The sequence below is a fragment of the Paenibacillus sp. Mc5Re-14 genome (assembly GCF_001049835.1).
In the GTDB taxonomy this organism is placed as follows: domain Bacteria; phylum Bacillota; class Bacilli; order Paenibacillales; family Paenibacillaceae; genus Paenibacillus; species Paenibacillus polymyxa_C.
On record NZ_CVPD01000001.1, the window covers coordinates 5,211,921 to 5,232,579 of the forward strand.

The 20,659-nt window shown below is 42.7% G+C and carries 5 protein-coding genes and 6 pseudogenes; all 11 read left to right on the forward strand.

Features of this window, described 5'->3' with window-relative positions; all coding sequences use genetic code 11:
* Positions 1 to 33: 33 nt before the first annotated feature.
* Positions 34 to 2,814 (forward strand): annotated as a pseudogene (locus BN1546_RS28555) (amino acid adenylation domain-containing protein); the annotation flags it as partial.
* A 108-nt stretch (positions 2,815 to 2,922) separates the two neighbouring features.
* A pseudogene (locus BN1546_RS28560) lies at positions 2,923 to 10,106 on the forward strand (condensation domain-containing protein); the annotation flags it as partial.
* Between the two features lie 26 nt (positions 10,107 to 10,132).
* A complete protein-coding gene (locus BN1546_RS23670; RefSeq protein WP_025721395.1) occupies positions 10,133 to 10,855 on the forward strand; it encodes a thioesterase II family protein in 723 nt (240 codons plus the stop codon).
* Between the two features lie 304 nt (positions 10,856 to 11,159).
* Complete coding sequence (locus BN1546_RS23675; RefSeq protein ID WP_090738952.1) at positions 11,160 to 11,912, forward strand: carbohydrate-binding protein; 753 nt, start codon at positions 11,160 to 11,162, stop codon at positions 11,910 to 11,912.
* Between the two features lie 149 nt (positions 11,913 to 12,061).
* Positions 12,062 to 12,729: pseudogene (locus BN1546_RS23680) on the forward strand (IS5 family transposase); the annotation flags it as partial.
* A gap of 194 nt (positions 12,730 to 12,923) precedes the next feature.
* A pseudogene (locus BN1546_RS23685) lies at positions 12,924 to 13,310 on the forward strand (SDR family NAD(P)-dependent oxidoreductase); the annotation flags it as partial.
* Positions 13,311 to 13,598: 288 nt separating this feature from the next.
* Positions 13,599 to 15,067, forward strand: a pseudogene (locus BN1546_RS23690) (IS5 family transposase).
* 222 nt (positions 15,068 to 15,289) lie between these two features.
* The gene (locus BN1546_RS23695) at positions 15,290 to 15,496 is read left to right on the forward strand and encodes a hypothetical protein (RefSeq protein ID WP_090738953.1); all 207 of its coding nucleotides are present in this window, start codon (positions 15,290 to 15,292) and stop codon (positions 15,494 to 15,496) included.
* Between the two features lie 14 nt (positions 15,497 to 15,510).
* Positions 15,511 to 15,633: a hypothetical protein gene (locus BN1546_RS28410; protein WP_301336225.1), complete on the forward strand. Its 123-nt coding sequence runs from the start codon at positions 15,511 to 15,513 to the stop codon at positions 15,631 to 15,633.
* Positions 15,634 to 16,011: 378 nt separating this feature from the next.
* Positions 16,012 to 18,174: a DNA topoisomerase III gene (locus BN1546_RS23705; protein WP_058830885.1), complete on the forward strand. Its 2,163-nt coding sequence runs from the start codon at positions 16,012 to 16,014 to the stop codon at positions 18,172 to 18,174.
* 404 nt (positions 18,175 to 18,578) lie between these two features.
* Positions 18,579 to 20,607: pseudogene (locus tag BN1546_RS23710) on the forward strand (DNA topoisomerase); the annotation flags it as partial.
* Positions 20,608 to 20,659 lie beyond the last annotated feature (52 nt).

The following is a 20,659-nucleotide window of genomic DNA, read 5'->3' on the forward strand; positions in this document are numbered from 1 at the left end:
ATGAGTGATTTGAAGAAACAAAACATAAAAGATATGTACCGGCTCACTCCTATGCAGCAAGGGATATTGTACCACTATATGATGGATAAAAATTCAGACGCCTACTTTGAGCAGATATCACTTTCTATAAAAGGCATCCTGGACATTGATTGTGTTGAAAAGAGCGTTAATATCATTATTGAAAAGTATGACGCTTTGAGAACAATTTTTTTGTATGAAAATGTAGCCAAGCCCTTACAAGTAGTCATGAAGGAAAGAAAGCTGTCTGTCAGCTATGAGGATATTACCTCCCTTGCCGAAGAACTAAGGGATAGGTATATAGAAGAATACAGGGTTAAAGACAGAAAAAAGGGCTTTGACTTATCAAGGGATATTTTAACAAGATTAAGTGTAATTAAAACAGGCTACCAATCTTATAACATGGTATGGAGCTTTCATCACATCATTATTGATGGGTGGAGTCTCGCAAATATATTTAGAGAATTTATGGAAAACTATGAAGCCCTGATGAATATCTGGGATCGGGAGTCAGGAAAGGTATATCCTTACAGCCACTATATCAAATGGTTGGAAGGCAGAAATCAGAACGAGGCCGCAGATTACTGGGAAACCTATCTTAAAGGTTACGAGCATCAGACAGTCCTTCCCCAAAACGGCAGGTCTGCAAGTGATGATTTCAGGATTGAAGAAACGGAGTTTAAAATATCTGAACAAATAACTAGCGATCTTGAGAAGTTTGCAGCCAAAAACAATACAACCATGAGTACCATTATAAAGACCATATGGGGGATATTATTACAGCGGTATAACAATACCGATGATGTGGTGTTTGGTGAGGTGGTATCGGGAAGGCCTCATGAAATACAGGGAATTGAGAGCATGGTGGGTTTATTTATAAATACCGTTGCAGTAAGGGTGAGTTGTGATGAGGATAAAACTTTTACCGAACTGATCAAAGAGATGCAGCAATCGGTGCTTGAATCTGACCGGTACAGTTTCTATCCTCTGGCGGATGTGCAGTCAAAAACATGCTTGAAAGATGCCTTGATACATCATGTCATGGCTTTTGAAAATTACCCTATGGATGAAGCGGTTAATGCTTCATCCAGTAATGGCATTTTAAATGTAGTTGGAATGGAAATATTCGAGCAGACGAATTATGATTTTGGGATACTCGTTGATGGCGGTAAGGAATTATCTATTAAATTCAGTTACAACTCACTGGTATATGATGGTAATTTCATAGAAAAAATCAAGGGACATTTTCAGTCGGTAATAGAAATTGTAACCGATAATCCCGATATGCATATTAGGAATATTGATATACTCACCGAAGTGGAAAAGAAAGAAATAGTACACTGCTTCAATAATACAACGGAGGAATACCACAGGGAAAAGACCATTCACCAACTATTTGAGGAACAAGCGGTGAAGACACCTGACAATGCGGCAGTGGTGTTTGAGGGTAAGCAGCTAACCTATAGGGAACTCAATGAGAAGTCAAATCAGCTTGCAAGAGTGTTGAGGGATAAGGGAGTTAAACCAGACAGCATAGTGGGTATTATGGTAGAACGCTCACTGGAGATGGTCATAGGTATATTTGGCATACTTAAAGCCGGAGGGGCATATATGCCTATAGATCCTGACTACCCTAAGGCAAGAATCGAATATTTACTCGAGGACAGCGAGATAGGGGTGCTGATTTCCCAAAAGCAATTCCTGGAGAAAGTGGAGTTTTACGGGAAGTATATAGACATAGAAGATGAAAGCCTTTATGCCGGAAACCCTATGAACCTGGAAGTGGTATGTTCACCGCAAAATTTGGCATATATCATTTATACATCTGGGTCTACAGGAAAACCTAAAGGGGTTATGGTAGAACATAAAGGGGTAGCAAATCTGGAGGCGTTTTTCAAGACCCGCTTAAATGTAAGTGAAAGCGATAGGATTATTCAATTTGCATCAATTTCATTCGACGCTGCAGTTTGGGAAATATTTATGGGACTATTGGCAGGAGCAACACTATATATATCTTCAGGCGATATTATCAATGACTATCGAAGATTTGAAGAATACCTAAATGAAAATGAGATAACTATTGCTACTTTACCACCTCCGTATCTGGCAAATATGGACCCGGAAAAAGTAACTTCCTTAAAGAAGGTAATTGCAGCAGGTTCGGCTTCCACTCCCGAACTTTTAAAGAAATGGAGCAACAGGATTTCATATATAAATGCTTATGGACCTACTGAGACAACCGTATGTGCAACGGTATGGAAAGCAGATGATTGTGAGACGGCCGATAAGTCGGTACCTATTGGTAAACCTATTACCAATACCCGGGTGTTTATAGTTGATGAAAACAATAATCTTAAGCCCATAGGTGTTGAGGGTGAACTCTGTGTTTCCGGGGCAGGATTGGCGAGAGGATACTTGAAAAAACCGGAACTTACCAGGGAAAAGTTTGTACCGAACCCATTTATGCCTGGAGAACTGATGTATAAAACAGGAGATCTTGCAAAGTGGCTTCCTGACGGGAATATTGCATTTGCCGGCAGAAAAGACCACCAGGTTAAAATAAGAGGGTATAGAATCGAGCTTGAGGAAATAGAAGCAGCCCTTTTGAAGCATGCTGATATAAATGAGGCGGTGGTCATTGACCGGGAGGATTCAAGTGTAGGCAGGTATCTTTGCGCTTATATAGTGTCTGACCGAGAAGTGACAGTGACCGAAATAAGGGAGCTTATATCTAAAGAGCTGCCCGATTATATGATTCCATCCTATTTTATGAGGATAGCAAAAGTACCGTTAACCATAAATGGAAAATTGGACAGAAAGGCGCTGCCGCTGCCTGATGGAAGAATAAATACAGGAACAGAGTATGCAGCGCCTTCAGGTGAAGTGGAGGAAAGGCTTGCGCTGCTGTGGCAGGACATCCTTGGAATAGAGAAGGTAGGAAGAAATGATAACTTCTTTATGCTCGGAGGACACTCGTTAAAGGCAACAAGCCTTGTAGCAAGAATTCACAAAGAGTTCAATGTAGACATACCTCTTAAGGAAATATTCAAGACACCAACCATCTTAGAAATTGCCAGCTACATTGAAGACTCAAAGGAGAGCCTATATCAGTCCATTCAACGTGCTGGGGATATGGAATATTATCCCATGTCATCCGCCCAGAAAAGACTATATATATTAAACCAGCTTGAAGGAGCTGGAATCGCCTACAATATACCTGGCATAATATTGCTGGAAGGTACTGTTGATAAAGCACGTTTTGAGCAGGCTTTTCATAGTCTGATAGAAAGGCATGAGAGCTTTCGAACCTCCTTCCATATGATCGAGGAAGAGCTGTCTCAGAAAGTCCATGACAAGGCGGACCTAAGTATCATGTACCTGGAAACCAGTGAAGAGAAGGTTCCCGAAATAGTGGAGAAATTCATAAGGCCCTTTGACCTTGGAAAGGCTCCACTATTAAGAGTTGGACTTGTAAAGATTGGAGAAGCCAGACATATTATGGTGTTTGACATGCATCATATCATATCGGATGGAGTGTCCAACGACATACTGGTAAGAGAGTTTATAAGCTTATATGAAGGGAAAATACTTCCTCCACTGCGTATACAGTACAAGGACTACTCAGTTTGGCAGAGGGAATTGTTTGCAGGAGCTGCCATAAGTAAGCAGGAGGAATTCTGGCTCCAGACCTTTCAGGGAGAGATCCCTGTGCTGGATTTATCCACCGACTACCCAAGACCCGCAGTACAAAGCTTTGAAGGAGACTACATCAGCTTTGAAGCTGATAGCGAGCTTGCGGTTAGACTTAACAAGCTTGGATCAGACAATGGAGCTACATTATATATGACGCTTCTTGCTGCATACAATGTGCTGTTATCTAGATACACTGGACAGGAAGATATTATTGTGGGAAGTCCTATAGCTGGAAGGCCTCATGCTGACCTTCAAGACATCATAGGTATGTTTGTAAACACTCTGGCCATGAGAAACCACCCGCAAGGAGAAAAGACTTTTATTGAATTCTTGAAAGAAGTTAAAGAAAATGCTTTGAAAGCATACGACAATCAGGACTATCAGTTTGAAGAATTAGTGGATAAGCTGGACATAAGGAGGGATATGAGCAGGAATCCCCTCTTTGATACCATGTTTGCCATATACAATGTTGGAAAAGCAGAGCTCATAACGTCTGATCTAAGCTTCAAGCCGTACAACAAAGGGATAGAAGGCAGAATATCAAAATTTGACATCACCTTAAATGCATTTGAGACTGAGGATGGTATAGCCTTTGAACTCGAATACTGTACAAGACTGTTTAAGAAAGAAACAGTTGAAAGACTTGGGGCTCATTACATCAATTTGCTGGAAGAAATTGCAGCATACCCCGAAAAAAGGCTTTATGAAATCGAAATGTTATCACAGGAAGAAAAACAGCAAGTATTATACAGCTTTAACGATACTGCTCTCGAATATCCCCTGGATAAAACCATACACCAAATGTTTGAGGAGCAAGTGAAAAAGACTCCTGATCATATTGCAGTGGTTTTTGAAGGTAAACAATTAACCTACCGAGAACTGAATCAAAAGGCAAACCAATTGGCCAGGGCATTAAGAGAAAAGGGAGTAAAGCCTGATGATATTGTAGGCATAATGGTGGACCGCTCGCCTGAAATGGTTATAGGTATAATGTCAGTAATCAAGGCTGGGGGGCGTACCTTCCTGTAGATCCTAATTATCCATTGGAAAGAAAAAGGTATATGATGGAGGACAGCAAGGCCAAAATTTTACTCACCCAAAATCATCTTATGGATCGTGATGATTTCGATGGTGAGATTATTGATTTATCTGATTATGATTATAATTTTATAAACGATGTGAATATAAAATGTATAAATAAGCCTGGTGATACAGCGTACATCATCTATACCTCTGGCTCAACGGGAAACCCTAAAGGTGTTTGCATTGATAATAAGAGTGTATTAAACCTGGTAGAGGGTTTGTTCCAGAGAATATATAGCAAATATGAATCACCGTTGAATGTTTGCCTCATTGCCCCTTATGTTTTTGATGCTTCGGTGCAGCAGATTTTCGCAGCACTGCTAATGGGGCATGCATTGTACATTGTACCGGAGGAAGCAAGGAAAGACGGTAAAAAGCTGCTGGACTTCTATAGTGAAAATAGGATTGATATTTCGGATGGAACGCCCATACACGTAAATATGATGTTAAATTCTCCTCCTATAGATAATAACCTAAAAGTGAGACATTTTATTATAGGCGGAGATGTTCTTCCATTTGATGCAGTAAAAGACTTCCTAAGCAGATTTGAGGATGTGCAACCTTGCATCACAAATGTTTATGGTCCTACCGAATGCTGTGTGGATTCTACGGAATATTTGATTACTGCGGCGGGGCTTAGTAGATTGGATAATATCCCCATAGGCCGTCCTTTGCCAAACACCAGAGCATATATACTTGGTAAGAAATTAGAAGTAAATCCTATAGGTATCGCTGGGGAATTATATATATCTGGGGATGGTCTTGCCAAAGGCTATTTAAACAAGACGGGGCTTACTGCAGAAAGATTTGTATCTAACCCGTTTATAAAGGGAGAAAGAATGTATCGTACTGGGGACTTGGCAAGATGGCTGCCTGACGGGAATATAGAATTTTTAGGCAGGATGGACCACCAGGTAAAGATAAGGGGATTTAGAATAGAACTTGGAGAAATAGAGGCTCAGCTATTAAGACATGCTTCAATAAAAGAAGCTGTGGTTATTGTAAAGGAAGACCAACAGAAGAACAAGGATCTGTGTGCATATTTCGTTGGGGAAAATGAACTGACAATAACTGAACTAAGGGAATGCCTTTCAAAAGAATTGCCCGAGTATATGATCCCGGCATACTTCATGCAGCTGGATGAAATGCCTTTGACAGCCAATGGTAAGATAGACCGGAAGAACTTGCCCCACCCTGCTGCTCATTTAAATACTGGAGTAGAGTATGAAGCACCTTCAGGTGAAGTGGAAGAGAAGCTTGTACAATTGTGGCAGGATATCCTGGGGGTTGAGAAAATAGGGAGAAATGATAATTTCTTTGTGCTTGGGGGGCACTCATTAAAAGCAATAAACTTTGCAGTCAAAATTCACAAAGAGTTCAATGTAAATATATCTCTTAAGGAGATATTCAAGCTGCCGACAATTGCAGAAATTGCCAAGTACATCCAGGAAGCCCAAGAGAGTATTTATCAATCTATCCAGCCCACTGGAGAAATGGAATACTATCCTATGTCGTCTTCCCAAAGAAGGCTGTATATATTAAATCAGCTTGAAGGAGCAAGGGTGGCATACAATATGCCAGAGTTTATGTTGTTAGAAGGCAGTATTGATATAGAACGTTTTGAGAAAGCCTTAGATCAGCTGGTAAAAAGGCATGAGGCTTTCCGGACCTCCTTCCATATGGTAGATGGTGAACCGGTGCAGAAGGTCCATGATGAGGTGGAATTTAGTATCATGTACATGGAAACCGGCGAAGAAAAAGCCTCAGAAGCAGCAAATGAATTCATAAGGCCATTTGACCTTGGCAAGGCTCCTTTACTAAGAGCAGGGCTCGTAAAAATTAGAGAAGACAGGCATGTCATGATGCTTGATAAACACCATATCATATCTGACGGGGTGTCGGATGAAATACTGGTAAGAGAATTCATAAGTTTGTATGAAGGAATGAATCTTCCAGCACTTCAGATTCAGTACAAGGACTATTCCGTATGGCAGAATAAATTGTTTGCTGACGGCACAATCAGTAAACAAGAAGAATACTGGCTCCAGGCATTTAGGGGAGAAATACCAGTACTTGATATGCCGGTAGACTACCCAAGGCCGGCTATACAGAGTTTTGAAGGCGATATGGTCAGTTTTGAAACAGGCCGGGAACTTGCACATAAACTGAACAAGCTTGCCGTGGATCATGGAGCAACACTGTATATGGTGCTTCTAGCTTCATACAATGTGCTTCTTTTCAAATACACCGGACAGGAAGATGTCGTAATTGGAAGCCCTATAGCAGGAAGGCCACATACAGATTTGCAGGACATCATAGGCATGTTTGTCAATACCCTAGCTATGAGGAATTACCCTCAAGGTAAAAAGAATTTCAGCGAGTTTTTGATGGTAGTAAAAGAAAATGCTCTAAGGGCTTATGAAAACCAGGATTACCCATTTGAGGAACTTGTGGAGAAGCTTAGCATTAAGCGGGATTTGAGCAGAAATCCGCTGTTTGATACTATGTTTGTCTTGCAAAATAAAGAGGCATCAGAATTTAAGATGAATGGGCTAAGGTTCATGCCCTATGATAATGAGTTCAGGGCGTCCAAATTTGATTTGACCCTAAACGCCCAAGAGACCCAGAATAATATTGTATTTGGGTTAAAGTATGCTACTCGTCTGTTTAAGAAAGAGACAATAGAAAAACTTGGGGTCCATTTCATCAATGTACTGGAAGAGATCACAGCTTACCCCGAAAAGATGCTGTCCGAAATAAATATACTATCTCAGGATGAAAAACAGCAAATACTAAATAGTTTTAATGATACAAAGGCAGAATACCCTAGGGATAAGACTCTACATGAGCTGTTCCAAGACCAAGTGGAAAGGACACCTGATAATGTAGCTGTAGTGTTTGAGGACAAGCAATTAACCTACAGGCAGCTCAATGAAAAGGCAAATCAGCTTGCCAGAGCACTTAGAAGTAATGGTGTAAAGCAAAACAGCATAGTTGGAATAATGGTAGAAAGATCCGTAGATATGCAGGTTGGAATACTGGGAATTTTAAAAGCAGGAGGTGTCTATTTACCAATTTCAACCAAACTTCCTGAACTAAGAATAAAAAAATTACTGGAAGATAGTAATGCAACTATGCTGTTGACGCAATCACATTTAGCGGATAAAGCAGAGTTTTACGGTAATATATTACTGCTTGATTCCCCTGAAATATACATTGGAAGTGCTGAAAACCTTGATAAAATAAATAAACCAGAGGACTTAGCTTATATCATTTATACATCGGGATCTACTGGAGTTCCGAAGGGTTCAATGATAGAGCATCGAAGTGTAGTTAACTTGGTTTATGGACTAAGAAAGCTTGTCTATGAAAATTATGATAATTATTTAAATGTTGCCCTTGTGTCCCCTTACTTTTTTGACGCATCTGTAAAACAAATATTTGCGGCTTCTCTCCTTGGCCATACGCTGTTTATAGTTCCTGAGGATACAAGGCTAGATGGTGAGGGCCTTCTAAAGTACTATAACAGGAATTCAATTGCTGTTTCAGACGGAACACCAGCACATATAAAGCTTTTAACAGATACTGCCAGGCCTGGCGAAAGTCTTTCAGTTATGCAGTTTATTATCGGAGGGGAAGAACTTTCATGTAAAGGTATACAAGGTTTCTATGATCGGTTTAAAGATAATAACCCTACTATAACAAACGTTTATGGTCCAACAGAATGCTGCGTAGATTCAACTTATTACCATTTAAGCCGTGAGAAGGTGAGAAATCTAACAAGTATACCTATAGGTATGCCATTGCAGAATTATAAGATATATATACTTAATGAAGACATGAATATCTTACCGGTTAATACAACTGGTGAAATATATATATCTGGAGATGGGCTGGCAAAAGGCTATTTGAACAAACTTGAATTGACTACGGAAAAATTTGTAGCTAATCCTTTCAGCTCTGGAGAAAGAATGTATCGTACCGGTGATCTTGGAAGGTGGCTTCCTGACGGAAACATCGAATTTATAGGCAGAGTAGACCATCAGGTAAAGATTAGGGGCTTTAGGATAGAGCTTGGGGAAATAGAAGTGCAGCTATTAAAGCATCCTTCAATAAAAGAAGCTGCGGTAATTGCAAAGACAGACCAGGAGGGCAACAAGTATTTGTGTGCTTATATAGCAGGGGAAAGTGAATTTACAATATCAGATTTAAGGGCGCTTCTCTTAAAAGAACTTCCCGATTACATGATACCACAATACTTTGTTCAGCTGGAAAAGCTGCCTTTGACAGCCAATGGCAAAATAGATCGGAATAATTTACCCCAAAATGACGGTACTTTAGCTACATCAGTAGAGTATGTAGAGCCTTGCGGTGAAGTTGAGGAGAAGCTTGCACTGCTGTGGCATGATGCCCTTGGAGTACAAAAAATTGGTGTGAATGATAACTTCTTTGAACTGGGAGGATACTCACTGAAGGCAATATCCCTTATAAGCAGAATTTATGAACAGTTAAATGTTGAGGTACCACTAAAAGACTTTTATATGGCCCCAACCATAAAGGAAATTGCCCGTTTTATACACAATACGTACGCCAATGATTATATTACACCAAGTCCGGCAATTCATTTTAATTCAGCAATGGAGAGTCTTATGTTTGCATTCCCTCCAGGAGGAGGAAATGGAATAGCTTATGGTAGTTTATCAAAACAAATGAATGCTTATTCCATATATTCCTTTGACTTTATAGAAAATGAGAGCAGGATGGAGGAGTATGTGAAGGCAATTACTTCTGTCAAACCCGAGGGCCCATATATTCTATTTGGTTACTCGGCAGGAGGTAATCTGGCATTTGAAGTTGCTAAAGTATTAATTGAAACTGGACATCATGTATCCGATATAATCTTTCTGGATTCGGCTAAATCATTTGTCCTTATTGAGGAAGAAAGCGAAGATGCTAAGAAACTTGCTGAGCAACAGGATAAAGAATTTATAGAAGAAAATGAGAAACTTATAAAAGGCATGTTTGGAGATAACCAGGCAGTTATTGAAAAGGCCATTGAAAGAATGAGAAATTATCATAAATACACTAGAAGTGTTATAAACTCGGGACAGATAAACTCCAATATCCATCTTATTATATCACAGCAGCAAGACAATGAAGGTGAAGCTGATTTATGTGAAGGATGGAGAGAGGCAACAACGGGAGAGTTCAAAGTATATAACGGATTTGGCAGTCATTTTGATATGTTAAGTACAGGATATATAGATAAAAATGCGGCTATTATTAAAGAAATATTGGAAGAGATCAACCAATAGTTCAGATATAAGGGGTAGATATAATGGATAAGATTAAATTGTTTTGTCTGCCGTATGCAGGAGGTTCTGCAGCAGTATATAAATATTGGGAACAATACTTGCATGATAGGATTGAGCTTTTCCCGATTGAGCTTGCGGGAAGAGGCAGCAGGATTGGTGAACCGTTTTACGGAAGTGTTGAGGAAGCGCTTGAAGATATACACCGTATTATCATAAGCAACCTTGAAGAACAACCTTATGCGTTGTTTGGCCACAGTATGGGCAGTGTACTTGTATATGAACTTGCCTATAGAATAAAGGAGCTCGGACATCCATATCCTGTCCATATGTTTATTTCCGGCAGATATCCTCCGGGTTTTGTAAGTAAGAAGAAGGTACTCTATGATTTGCCGGATAAGGAGTTTGTGGATGAGGTATTTAAGCTGGGAGGCACGCCCAAAGAGGTTCTGAAAAGCAATGAATTAATGGAGTTGTTTTTACCGATACTCAGAGCGGATTTTAGAATTACTGACACATACAGGCACATTGAAAAAAACGCTAAGCTTGACTGCGATATAAGTGTATTGTGGGGAAAAAGAGAAAAGGGAGCCACTATTTTTGACGTTGCAAAATGGCATGATTATACGTCCAAAAGTTGTAAAATTCATATGTTTGACGGGGATCATTTTTTTATACACGATTACAAAAAGGATGTAGCAGCAATAATAAATAGTAGTCTCATCGACTTTGCAGACAATGGTATGTGAAGACTAAAGTTTATTTAAAATTTAATATGAAATCAAGAGGCTAAGTTTTTAGGTTGACTTTAATGACCTGTAGACTTAGCCTCTTTCCAGTCTAATCAAAAATTTCAAGAAAGTAGAACCTACGTCCTATTGGAATTATTTTCATGTTTCTGTATTATCAGAATTGTAATCATTTGTTTAAGCGCTTTAATTATGGAATGAACTTGAAGTATTTGTGAAAACAAAGGGGGGAAATAGTGCTGATAAATGTTGAAAATGAGCAACACAGGAAAATATCAGAAGAAAAATACAAGGAGGTTTGAAAATGACTAGCAAAAAGTTTTCTTTTAAAGCCACATCACTTTTGGTAGTTTTAGCAGTATTCTTATCCACCTTTTGCGCAGTCTTGCCGGTGAGCGCAGCCGCTAGGGGAGCATGGGCACCAAATACTGCCTATGCAGTAAATGATACAGTAACATATAGTGGAAGTACTTATACCTGTCGTCAGGCACATACTTCCCTCGTAGGTTGGGAACCACCTATTGTTCCTGCTTTATGGGAGAAAGGCGGCAGCGGAACTACGCCACCTACAACACCGCCAACAACGCCACCAACAGGTCCTTCAGTAACAAAGCCTTCCGAAGTTCCAAGCCACATATGGACATACACAATGAATGCGGGCGATAAATTCGGTAAAGGCGGAGATTTTGCTTTATTGCTGAGTGCTGTGATCAAAAAGGAAAGCAGCTTTGGAGCAGGCTTACCAGGCAGTCCATCAGCCGGCGACGGATTGATGCAGGTAGAACCAAACACACGTAATGCTTATTTATCTCAATTCAGCTCAAAATTTGGCCGTGCTTATAATCACGGCAGTGAACAAGATCAGGTATGCTTGGGCGGACTGATTTTAAATGAAAAGATTACTAGATTCGGCAACATATATAATGGCTTATTACACTATAACGGAGGAGATAACTGGTATCCGGGAGCTACAGACTCTTATGGCCGTCCTATTCTGGCCAATCAATATGCAGATGCAGTTTACGCTACTTATAAGGGCTATGGCGGTAAGAACTAAGGTGGATTTTAAAAAAAGATAAGCAAAATCGGGCTGAAAAATGCGTTTTTTCAGCCCGATTTTTTTAGGGCCTGTACGCAAACTGTACAACTCGTAGAAATCTAGTAAAATAAGGCACATGAGACGAAGATAATGAGTTAACGGATGAAGAATGGAATATAGTTGACCCCCTGTTGCCCCCAGCCCGAAAAAAACAGGGAGGACGTCCGCCCAAGGATCGGCGCCAGATGCTCAATGCCGTGCTTTGGGTTGCTCGAACGGGCGCGCCATGGCGGGATTTACCGAGTTACTATGGCCCTTGGTCTTCAGCCTACAGCTTTTTCTGGCGGCTACAAAAAGCGAATATTTGGGGTGAAATACTGAAGCATTTCGCCATCGAGCCGGATTGGGAGCAGGTCATGGTCGATGCCACCATCGTCCGCGCCCATCAACATGGAGCGGGCGCAAAAGGGGGCAGGACCGGCAAGCAATCGGACGTTCGCGCGGAGGATTAACTACCAAAATTCATGCGATGGTGGATGCGCTCGGCTATCCGCTGCGTTTCGAATTGACGCCAGGACAAGACCACGATTCTGTCACCGGCTATCGCCTTCTTCATGAACTGGACTTCTGCCCGGGCGAAGTGTTGGCTGATCGCGCCTACGATACCAATGCCATTCTGGAGCTTTTGCAAAGCCGAGCGATCACTCCGGTTATCCCAAGCAAACGCAATCGGCGGGTAAAGCGCCCGTTAGATTCTGAAACGTATAAAGAGCGACACTTAATTGAATGCTTTTTTCAACAAAGTAAAAAACTATCGACGCTTGGCCACTCGCTATGAAAAAACAGCGAACATGTTCATGGCTTTTTTGACGCTGCTTTCAATTCGTTTATGGCTCAAATAGGTTTGCGTACAGGCCCTAGAGAATTGTACAATTAAATTTTTGAATAAGAACAAAGAGAAGGTTCTAAAACAGGCATTCTCTCTAAAAAATATGTACAATATACTATTTGTGAAAAGTTATGTAGATACTCGAGCATTTGAAGTCCAAAGAAGAAGCGGTTATTATCAACACGACTTCGTCACTTGGATTCGTGCCACTGGCGGGTGCTGCTGTTTATAGTGCGACGAAAGCAGCGCTCCATTCCTATACGCTATCCCAACGGTACATGCTTAAAGACACATCGGTGAAAATCCTGGAAATTGCGCCGCCAGGGGTTCAAACGTATTTCAATAACGATCCGAGCTCTATGCTACTAGCATCATTCATTGATGAAACGATGAAGGTACTTGGTACGGATGCGGACGAGGTTCTAGTGGAAGAAGCGAAAGTATTTCGAAACAACCCGGGCCCGAACGAAGGTATTTTTGTGAACCAGTTAAACAATATGATGTTTGAGCCGCCAAAGGGTCATTAATCCGTTTAATACTTAGCGTATATTTTCGTTAATTATCTCAACTCGCTTTTAGAAAATCCTTGATTATCAAGGGCGTGTACATCGAAGACATGTAAACAACGTATTCGCCTTGACAATGAGCCTCGCGGCATCGGAGTCTAAACACGTGCGCCGATGCCCATAGGACACGGTTTACCTAGGGCTTGCTGAACGAATCAAAACTCCAACAGGCACAAGGGTTTAGGGCCTCTTATGTCGAAGGAAAACGGGGCAGCCCCGTGAAAAACCGTGCACTTGGAGGCGTCAGGATTGTATCAGCGAACCGAGAACCAGATGAACCTGCCCGTCGACTTTTTTCTGCCGTTCGGCGGAAAGCTCGCAGAAGATAACCGCTGGGTGCTGCTGGCCCAGATGATTCCGTGGTGGATGCTCGAAGAGAAGTATGCGAAAAACTTCAAGAAAAGCCTCAAGGGCCAAAAAGCCGTTTCGATCCGTATCGCGCTCGGCGCACTCATCATCCAGGAGCGGCTTGGCACCGATGATCGGGAGACACTTCGTCAGATTCTGGAGAACCCGTATCTGCAGTACTTCCTCGGTCTGCCGGAATATCGGTACCGCCGTCCGTTTCATCATTCTCTCATGACGCATTTCCGCAAGCGATTGGGTGGCGAAATTCTGGAGGAAGTGAATGAATGGATCGCTCTGGAAGAAGCGCGCAAGTGTCGGATGATTCATCGGACGACGATGAACCTGGCAGCGGAACTGACGCAGCGTCCGGTAAGCCTTCAGAAACGCAGCCACAGCAGATGGAACTGACGAACGAGGGCGAACTGCTGCTGGACGCTACCTGCGCGCCGGCGGATATCGCCTACCCGACGGATTTGTCGTTACTGAATCAGGCCAGAGAAAAGCTGGAGAAGATCATCGACATCCTGCACGAACCGGAACGTGGAAAGACCCGCAAGCCCAGAACATACCGAGAGCGTGCCCGCAAAGCCTATCTGGCGGTTGCCAAGCAGCGGCGCGTGAAGCCGCGCGCGATGCGAAAAGCGATCGGCAAGCAGCTCAGGTTCGTTTCCCGTGATCTGCGCATGATCGCCGAACTCGCCGATATGACGAGCGGCCTGCCGCGGCGTTTGTACAAGGAACTGCTGGTCATTCAAGAGCTTTATCGTCAGCAGCAAACGATGTATGACAAGCGGACACACAGCATATCGGATCGGATTGTCAGTATCGCACAGCCACATGTCAGACCGATCGTGCGCGGCAAAGCCAGGGCAAACGTCGAGTTCGGAGAGAAGCTGGCGATTAGCGTGGTGAACGGCTACGCTTTCCGCGAGCATCTGTCGTGGGATAGCTACAACGAAGGGCAGACATTGCAGGACGCCGTAGAGCGTTACCGCGCCAGATTTGGTTATTATCCCAAAGCGGTGCTGGCCGACCAGATCTATCGAACCCGCGACAACTTGCGCTTCTGCAAAGAGGGAATTCGCTTAAGCGGACCGCAGTTGGGTCGTCCGTCAGCCGATCAGCAGGAGAAAAAGAAAATCGCCAAGACGGATGCAGCCGCACGCAATGCGGTGGAAGGCAAGTTCGGCGAAGGCAAGCGCAGTTATGGGTTTGGCCGTATTCGAGCACACCTTCAGACGACGAGCGAGACCGTGATCGGGCTGCAACTGCTGGTGATGAACCTTGAAAAGAGACTTCGGGTTCTCTTTTTGTCTATTTTGCAATGGCTGTGGTTGAGACTCGCGGTCCGCTTGCTCGTTCCACTGTAAAATGTGACCCGTTCAGCAAGCCCTACCTAGCAAGGTTATCCGATGCCTCTCATTGTAAAGGCACCACTACGCTGAATACGTTGTTTACAGAGTTAAGATATCCCGTAAACAAAGTAACATTATCGGTGAAATTCGTTACTTTGTTTACTATTAATAGCATGGTTTAAGCTAGTCAAGATAAAGTTAAAATGTTGGCGGATCGCCAATAGGACTAATGACAAATTGAAGGTGAAATTGCATATCGACAGCGGACACGATGCCGGGGCGATGTGGTTTGCGTACTCGACCGTCTATTCTTCACCGGACGGAAGCGGCTGGTATTCGCTCGTTATCATTGAAAAAAATGGTTTTTTTCTAATGCGCCACACGGAGCAAAAGCCAGTGCAACGATCTACAGTGTCATTGAAACAGCGAAGAAAAACGGGCTAAATCCTTTCAAGTATTTGACGGACCTGCTCGAACAGCTTCCGCAGCTTGCGAATCCGAAAGATCCGGTTGAGCTAGACGAATTGTTGCCATGGTCGCCTTCGCTCCCACTGACGTGCCGCCTATTTCAATCAAACTAAGACTAACAGGCCCTCATCTTGGGAACAAGGTGGGGGCTATTTTGCGCTTACACAACTGCTGGTGATGAACCTGAAAAGAGACTTCGGGGTCTCTTTTTGCCTCTTTTGCAATGGTTTTTGTCAAGGCTCGCCGTTCATTTGCTCGTAACATCGTAAAACATGATCCGCTAAGAAAGCCCTAATTATCAAGATTCAATGTGATGTCTGAAAAGAAAATTGAATTTACCTAAGAATGGATATAAAAAAAGAGGGAGTGAAGCCCAGCAACTATTTCATACCACTTATTATCATTTTGCTGTATATAATTCTAAGTCATGAAATTGAACCGATTTGCTGATATAATCAATTTATAGTTCTCTCAGAAAGGTCCGTGACATATTGAAACTTATTATTGCGGAAAAACCGGATCAAGGGGCGAAGTTGGCTTCACCTTTTAAACATAAAAAACAACAAGGGTATATTGAAATCTCACCGAACGATACATTTCCAAAAGGAGCCCTAGTGACTTGGGCTGTTGGTCATGTTTGCGAATTGGTGCCTCCAGAGGAATACGATCCTAGTCTTAAGAAGTGGAGTCTAGACACTTTGCCGATATTACCCGAAAAATTTAGACATCGCGTTTCTCCTTCTAAAGCCAAGCAATTTCAAGTGATTAAATCCCTTTTAATGCGTCCAGATATCAAAGAAATCGTCCATGCCGGGGATGCCGGGAGGGAAGGAGAGTACATAGTCCGCATAGCGGTTCAGCTTGTTGGAGTGAACAAACCTATGAAACGGCTATGGATATCATCGTTAACACCCAAAGCCGTCGAACAAGGTTTTATGAATTTGAAAGGTGAAGAGGATACCCGGTCCTTATATTATGAAGCCGTTAGCCGTTCTTGCGCTGATTGGCTCGTAGGAATGAATGGTTCACGGGTATATTCACTTCTGTTCCAGCGTAGAGGAATTAGAGAAGTATTCTCAACTGGGCGTGTACAAAGTCCGACATTGGCGCTAATCGTAGCACGCGAGAAAGAAATTCAGAATTTCAAACCGGAACCGTTCTGGGAATTAAAAGCCAAATTCCTAATAAATGATACTGTCTATGAAGGCACATGGTTTCGGGAGAAGCAAACACGGTTTGCAAGTCGGGATGAAGCGGAGTCCGTCAAAAGAAACTGTGAAAATAAGCTGGCATCAGTCAATGAAATTGAGAGAGAGCGAAAAGAATTTCAACCGCCACAGCTCTTTAACTTATCTTCATTGCAAGCAGTTGCCAATCAAATTTATAAATATTCGCCTCAAAATTGTTTAAATGCGCTGCAGCAGCTTTATCTGGAAGGATACATTTCCTATCCGAGATCGGATTCGGCTTATGTAACACCTGAAGAAGCCAGGCAATTTCCTGAGATTCTTTCAAAGTTAAGTCGTCAAGAATCATTCAAGGATTTCTTTCCTTTGCCCATACAGTCTATTGCCAATAATAAGAGATTTGTCAATGCGGCAAAAGTAAGTGATCACTATGCGATCATTCCAACAGAAGTGATCCCCCAAATCGGACGATTGAAACCAGAAGAGCGTAATTTATACGAGCTGATTGTCAAGAGGCTGATAGCTGCGCATTATGATAAGGCTATTATTGATTATTCGCGCTTAATTACAGTCGTAGGTGATCAAGAAACATTTCTCACCAAAGGAAGACTTATTGTGCAGGAAGGTTGGCGAAAAGTTCTGTATGATTCTGATTCTCAGGAAGAATCCGAACCAGATGTATTACCTCCATTGGAGCAAGGCGACTCAGGAACAGTTGAAGAATTACTTGTAAAAGAAGGAAAAACTCAGGCTCCAAAGCGATACACCGAAGGGCAATTGATTACTTTAATGAAGACGGCTGGAAAGCATCTTGAAGACGCAGAGTTAGAGAAAATTCTTGAAAAAACAGAAGGATTGGGCACGGAGGCCACGCGTGCCGGTATCATCTCAGTTCTTAAAGACCGCAAGTATATTGAGGTAAAGAAAAACATGGTTTATGCTACAAGCAAGGGGATTATATTGATCGATGCTTTAGGCGACAGCATATTAGCATCCGCAGAAATGACAGCCAAGTGGGAACAACGACTTCATGATGTCGGGCAAGGCAATGCGTCCCCGCAATCGTTTATGGAGCAGGCTAAAAGATTGTCGCAAAAAATTGTCGATGATGCAATTCGAAACTCGATGACTTGGACTTTTACAGCAAAAAGTATGGAGAGTAAAGAGCAGACTGAAAAAGCGGATAAGGTTTCTGGAGGTTTAGGTCTTGGTCCGTGTCCGAAATGCAAAGAGGATGTTATAGATAAAGGGGCGGCTTATAGTTGCTCGGCAAGGCCGCGATGCGATTTTTCATTTTCTAAAAAAGTATTGGGTAAAACCATAACAGAAACGCAGATCAAGAGGTTTTTGGGGAAAGGGAGGACAAACCTTATTAAGGGATTCAAAAAAGGTGACAAAACTTTCGAGGCCGCACTTGTCTGGAAAAAGGAAGAAGGTAGGGTCGGTTTTGAATTTAAACCGAAGTAAGGATATTATCTTGACAAGACTAGGTAAAATAATTAAATTAAACGTATGACTATGAATCATTATGCGAGATGTGACAAGAGTTGCATCGAGCTCTAGCCAGGCGGCAAAAGAGCACTTGTAAGATTTCATTACAGGATTCAATCGAGTCCCGTATGATTTCTTTTAAGTTGCTCTTTTTTTATTGAAAAGCGTGCGTCATTATGACTCAAGTACTACAACTCAAAATGTATAAATATGCATTTGATTCTATGTATCCTTTAACTGGTTTAATCCAGCTCTCTAAAAGACGAAAAAATCCCTATGCGAGGAGTGAAGTTATGAAATTATTAGATGTCGTTGGATTAAACGGAGTAGGACATATAAAAGGTTTTTTCACAACATGCATATGCGAACTTTCCATTAGTGAACATATTTTTGCGTTAATTCAGCAACAGCTAAAGCTACGACAGCCGGTTAAGCGATTGTGGATCTCGGACTTGACAGCAGAGAGTATTGCGACAGGCTTTGAACGATTGCGAGATGCCTCGGAGTTTGAATTCCTGACTCAAGCTGCGCGGGCACGAAGTGAAGCGGACTGGCTGATTGGCATGAACACTTCCAGAGCGTTCACAACACGTCATAACACCCTGCTGTCGGTAGGACGGGTACAGACTCCCGTGCTGGCACTAATTCATGATAGAGAAAAGGAAATTGAAGCATTTCAGTCTCAAACCTTCTATGACGTGTGGGCTGAGTTTAAGCAAGATCAGATTAAGTACAAAGGGGCATGGCAGGGAGATCGGCTGACGAAACCGGAAGAAGCTGAGGGGATCGCTGCGGCGGTACGCGGGAAAGAGGGGAAGATTACCAAGTATGATACGAAGCAGACAAAGGAGTATCCTTTTAAATTGTACGATTTGACGCTGCTTCAACGCGAGGCGAATGCCAAGTACGGTTATTCGGCCAAAAAAACGCTGGATGTGGCACAAGCGCTTTATGAGCGTCACAAGGTCATTTCCTATCCGCGTACCAACTCTAACTATGTGACAGAGCAGAATATAGACGGCATGCATAAGGCATTACGGATGCTCGGGACAGGCTCTTATGCTGATCTGGTTCAACAAGCAAACCCTAATTTGGTCCATAAACAGAATAAATCGGTCTGCAATCCGTCTCGTGTTGAGGATCACCATGCTATCTTGCCGACGTTAAAAAGACCGGGGACGCTAAGCAAGGAGGAACAAAATGTATACGACCTGGTTATTCGTAGGTTTCTGTCGCATTTTTTCCCGCCGGCTGAATATAAAATGCATACCGTAATGACGCAGGTGGACAAGCATTTGTTTAAAACCAATATTAAGGAGCTTCTGTCCTTGGGATGGAAAGTGGTTTTGAGCAAGGCTGACCAGGATAAAGGTAAAAAGAGCAAAACATCCAAAAAGGAAGATGAAGAGGAAACGGACGAGTGGACAGACAAGAAGTTTGAAATTGATGCAGGTCGTCCGGTGGATTGTGTTCGCGCCGAGATGAAAGAAAAGGCGACTCAGCCCCCTAAAAGCTACACGGAGGGCACATTGCTTAAAGCGATGGAAAGCGCCGGCAAGCAGATGGAGAATGAGGAATTACGCGAGGTTATGAAGGACGCTGGCTTAGGTACGCCTGCGACACGAGCTGCCACAATTGAACGATTGAAGAAGGGTCGGCTACATTGAAATGAAGGGCAAAAAGATTCTTATTACAGATAAGGGAAAGATGGCTATTGACCTGATCCGTCATGCCGGGGTAGATCTATTAGCCTCACCGGAAATGACAGGTCAATGGGAACGCCGTCTTCATCAAATTTCCAAGGGTGAGGCAGCTCAGGAGAAGTTTATGGATAACGTTAAAAGATTCACGTTGTCCATCATTGATAAGGTAAGGCAGCAGCCACCTGCTCCCGCAAATGCCTTTGGCGAGGAGGCAAGGAGTAATCGCTCGGGAGGCAAGGGGAACGCCCGCAGTGTAGGCGCGAGTGGACGTGCCACCGCCAAAGGAATGGACCGCACACCATCAGGAGGCGGTAGTAGTGCAGGAAGTGCTGCGCTAAAGCAAGCAGCACCACCAACAAGACGCAGTTCAGCTACAAAAGCAGTGCGGAGCTCATCTGATGGACAGTAAGATGCTTCAGTGAGCCAAAGGCAGGCGTTAGGCAGCTGCCCGTGCTCCAATTGCGGTGGAAGCATTATAGAAGGTCGTAAAGGGTATGGATGTAGCCATTTTAAGCAAGGCTGTGGCTTTGTCATTTGGAAGGAATATGCTGGCAAGCAGATTACCGAAACGATGCTCAAGTCCCTGCTCGCGAAGGGGCAGACGCAATTGTTGTCTTTTAAACGTAAAGATGGATCGACCGTCAAAGCGCGGATTGTTCTGGATGTACCAGGAACAGGACAACTTAGCGTTCGTGAGGAATCCTGAAATAGGGTCGTCTATCATAGTAGAATGTGAAGGTTGAATGACTTTTTAAACA

Coding starts and splice junctions, on each gene's coding strand:
- BN1546_RS23670 (WP_025721395.1), top strand. CDS start 10,133: ATGGATAAGATTAAATTGTTTTGTCTGCCGTATGCAGGAGGTTCTGCA.
- BN1546_RS23675 (WP_090738952.1), top strand. CDS start 11,160: ATGACTAGCAAAAAGTTTTCTTTTAAAGCCACATCACTTTTGGTAGTT.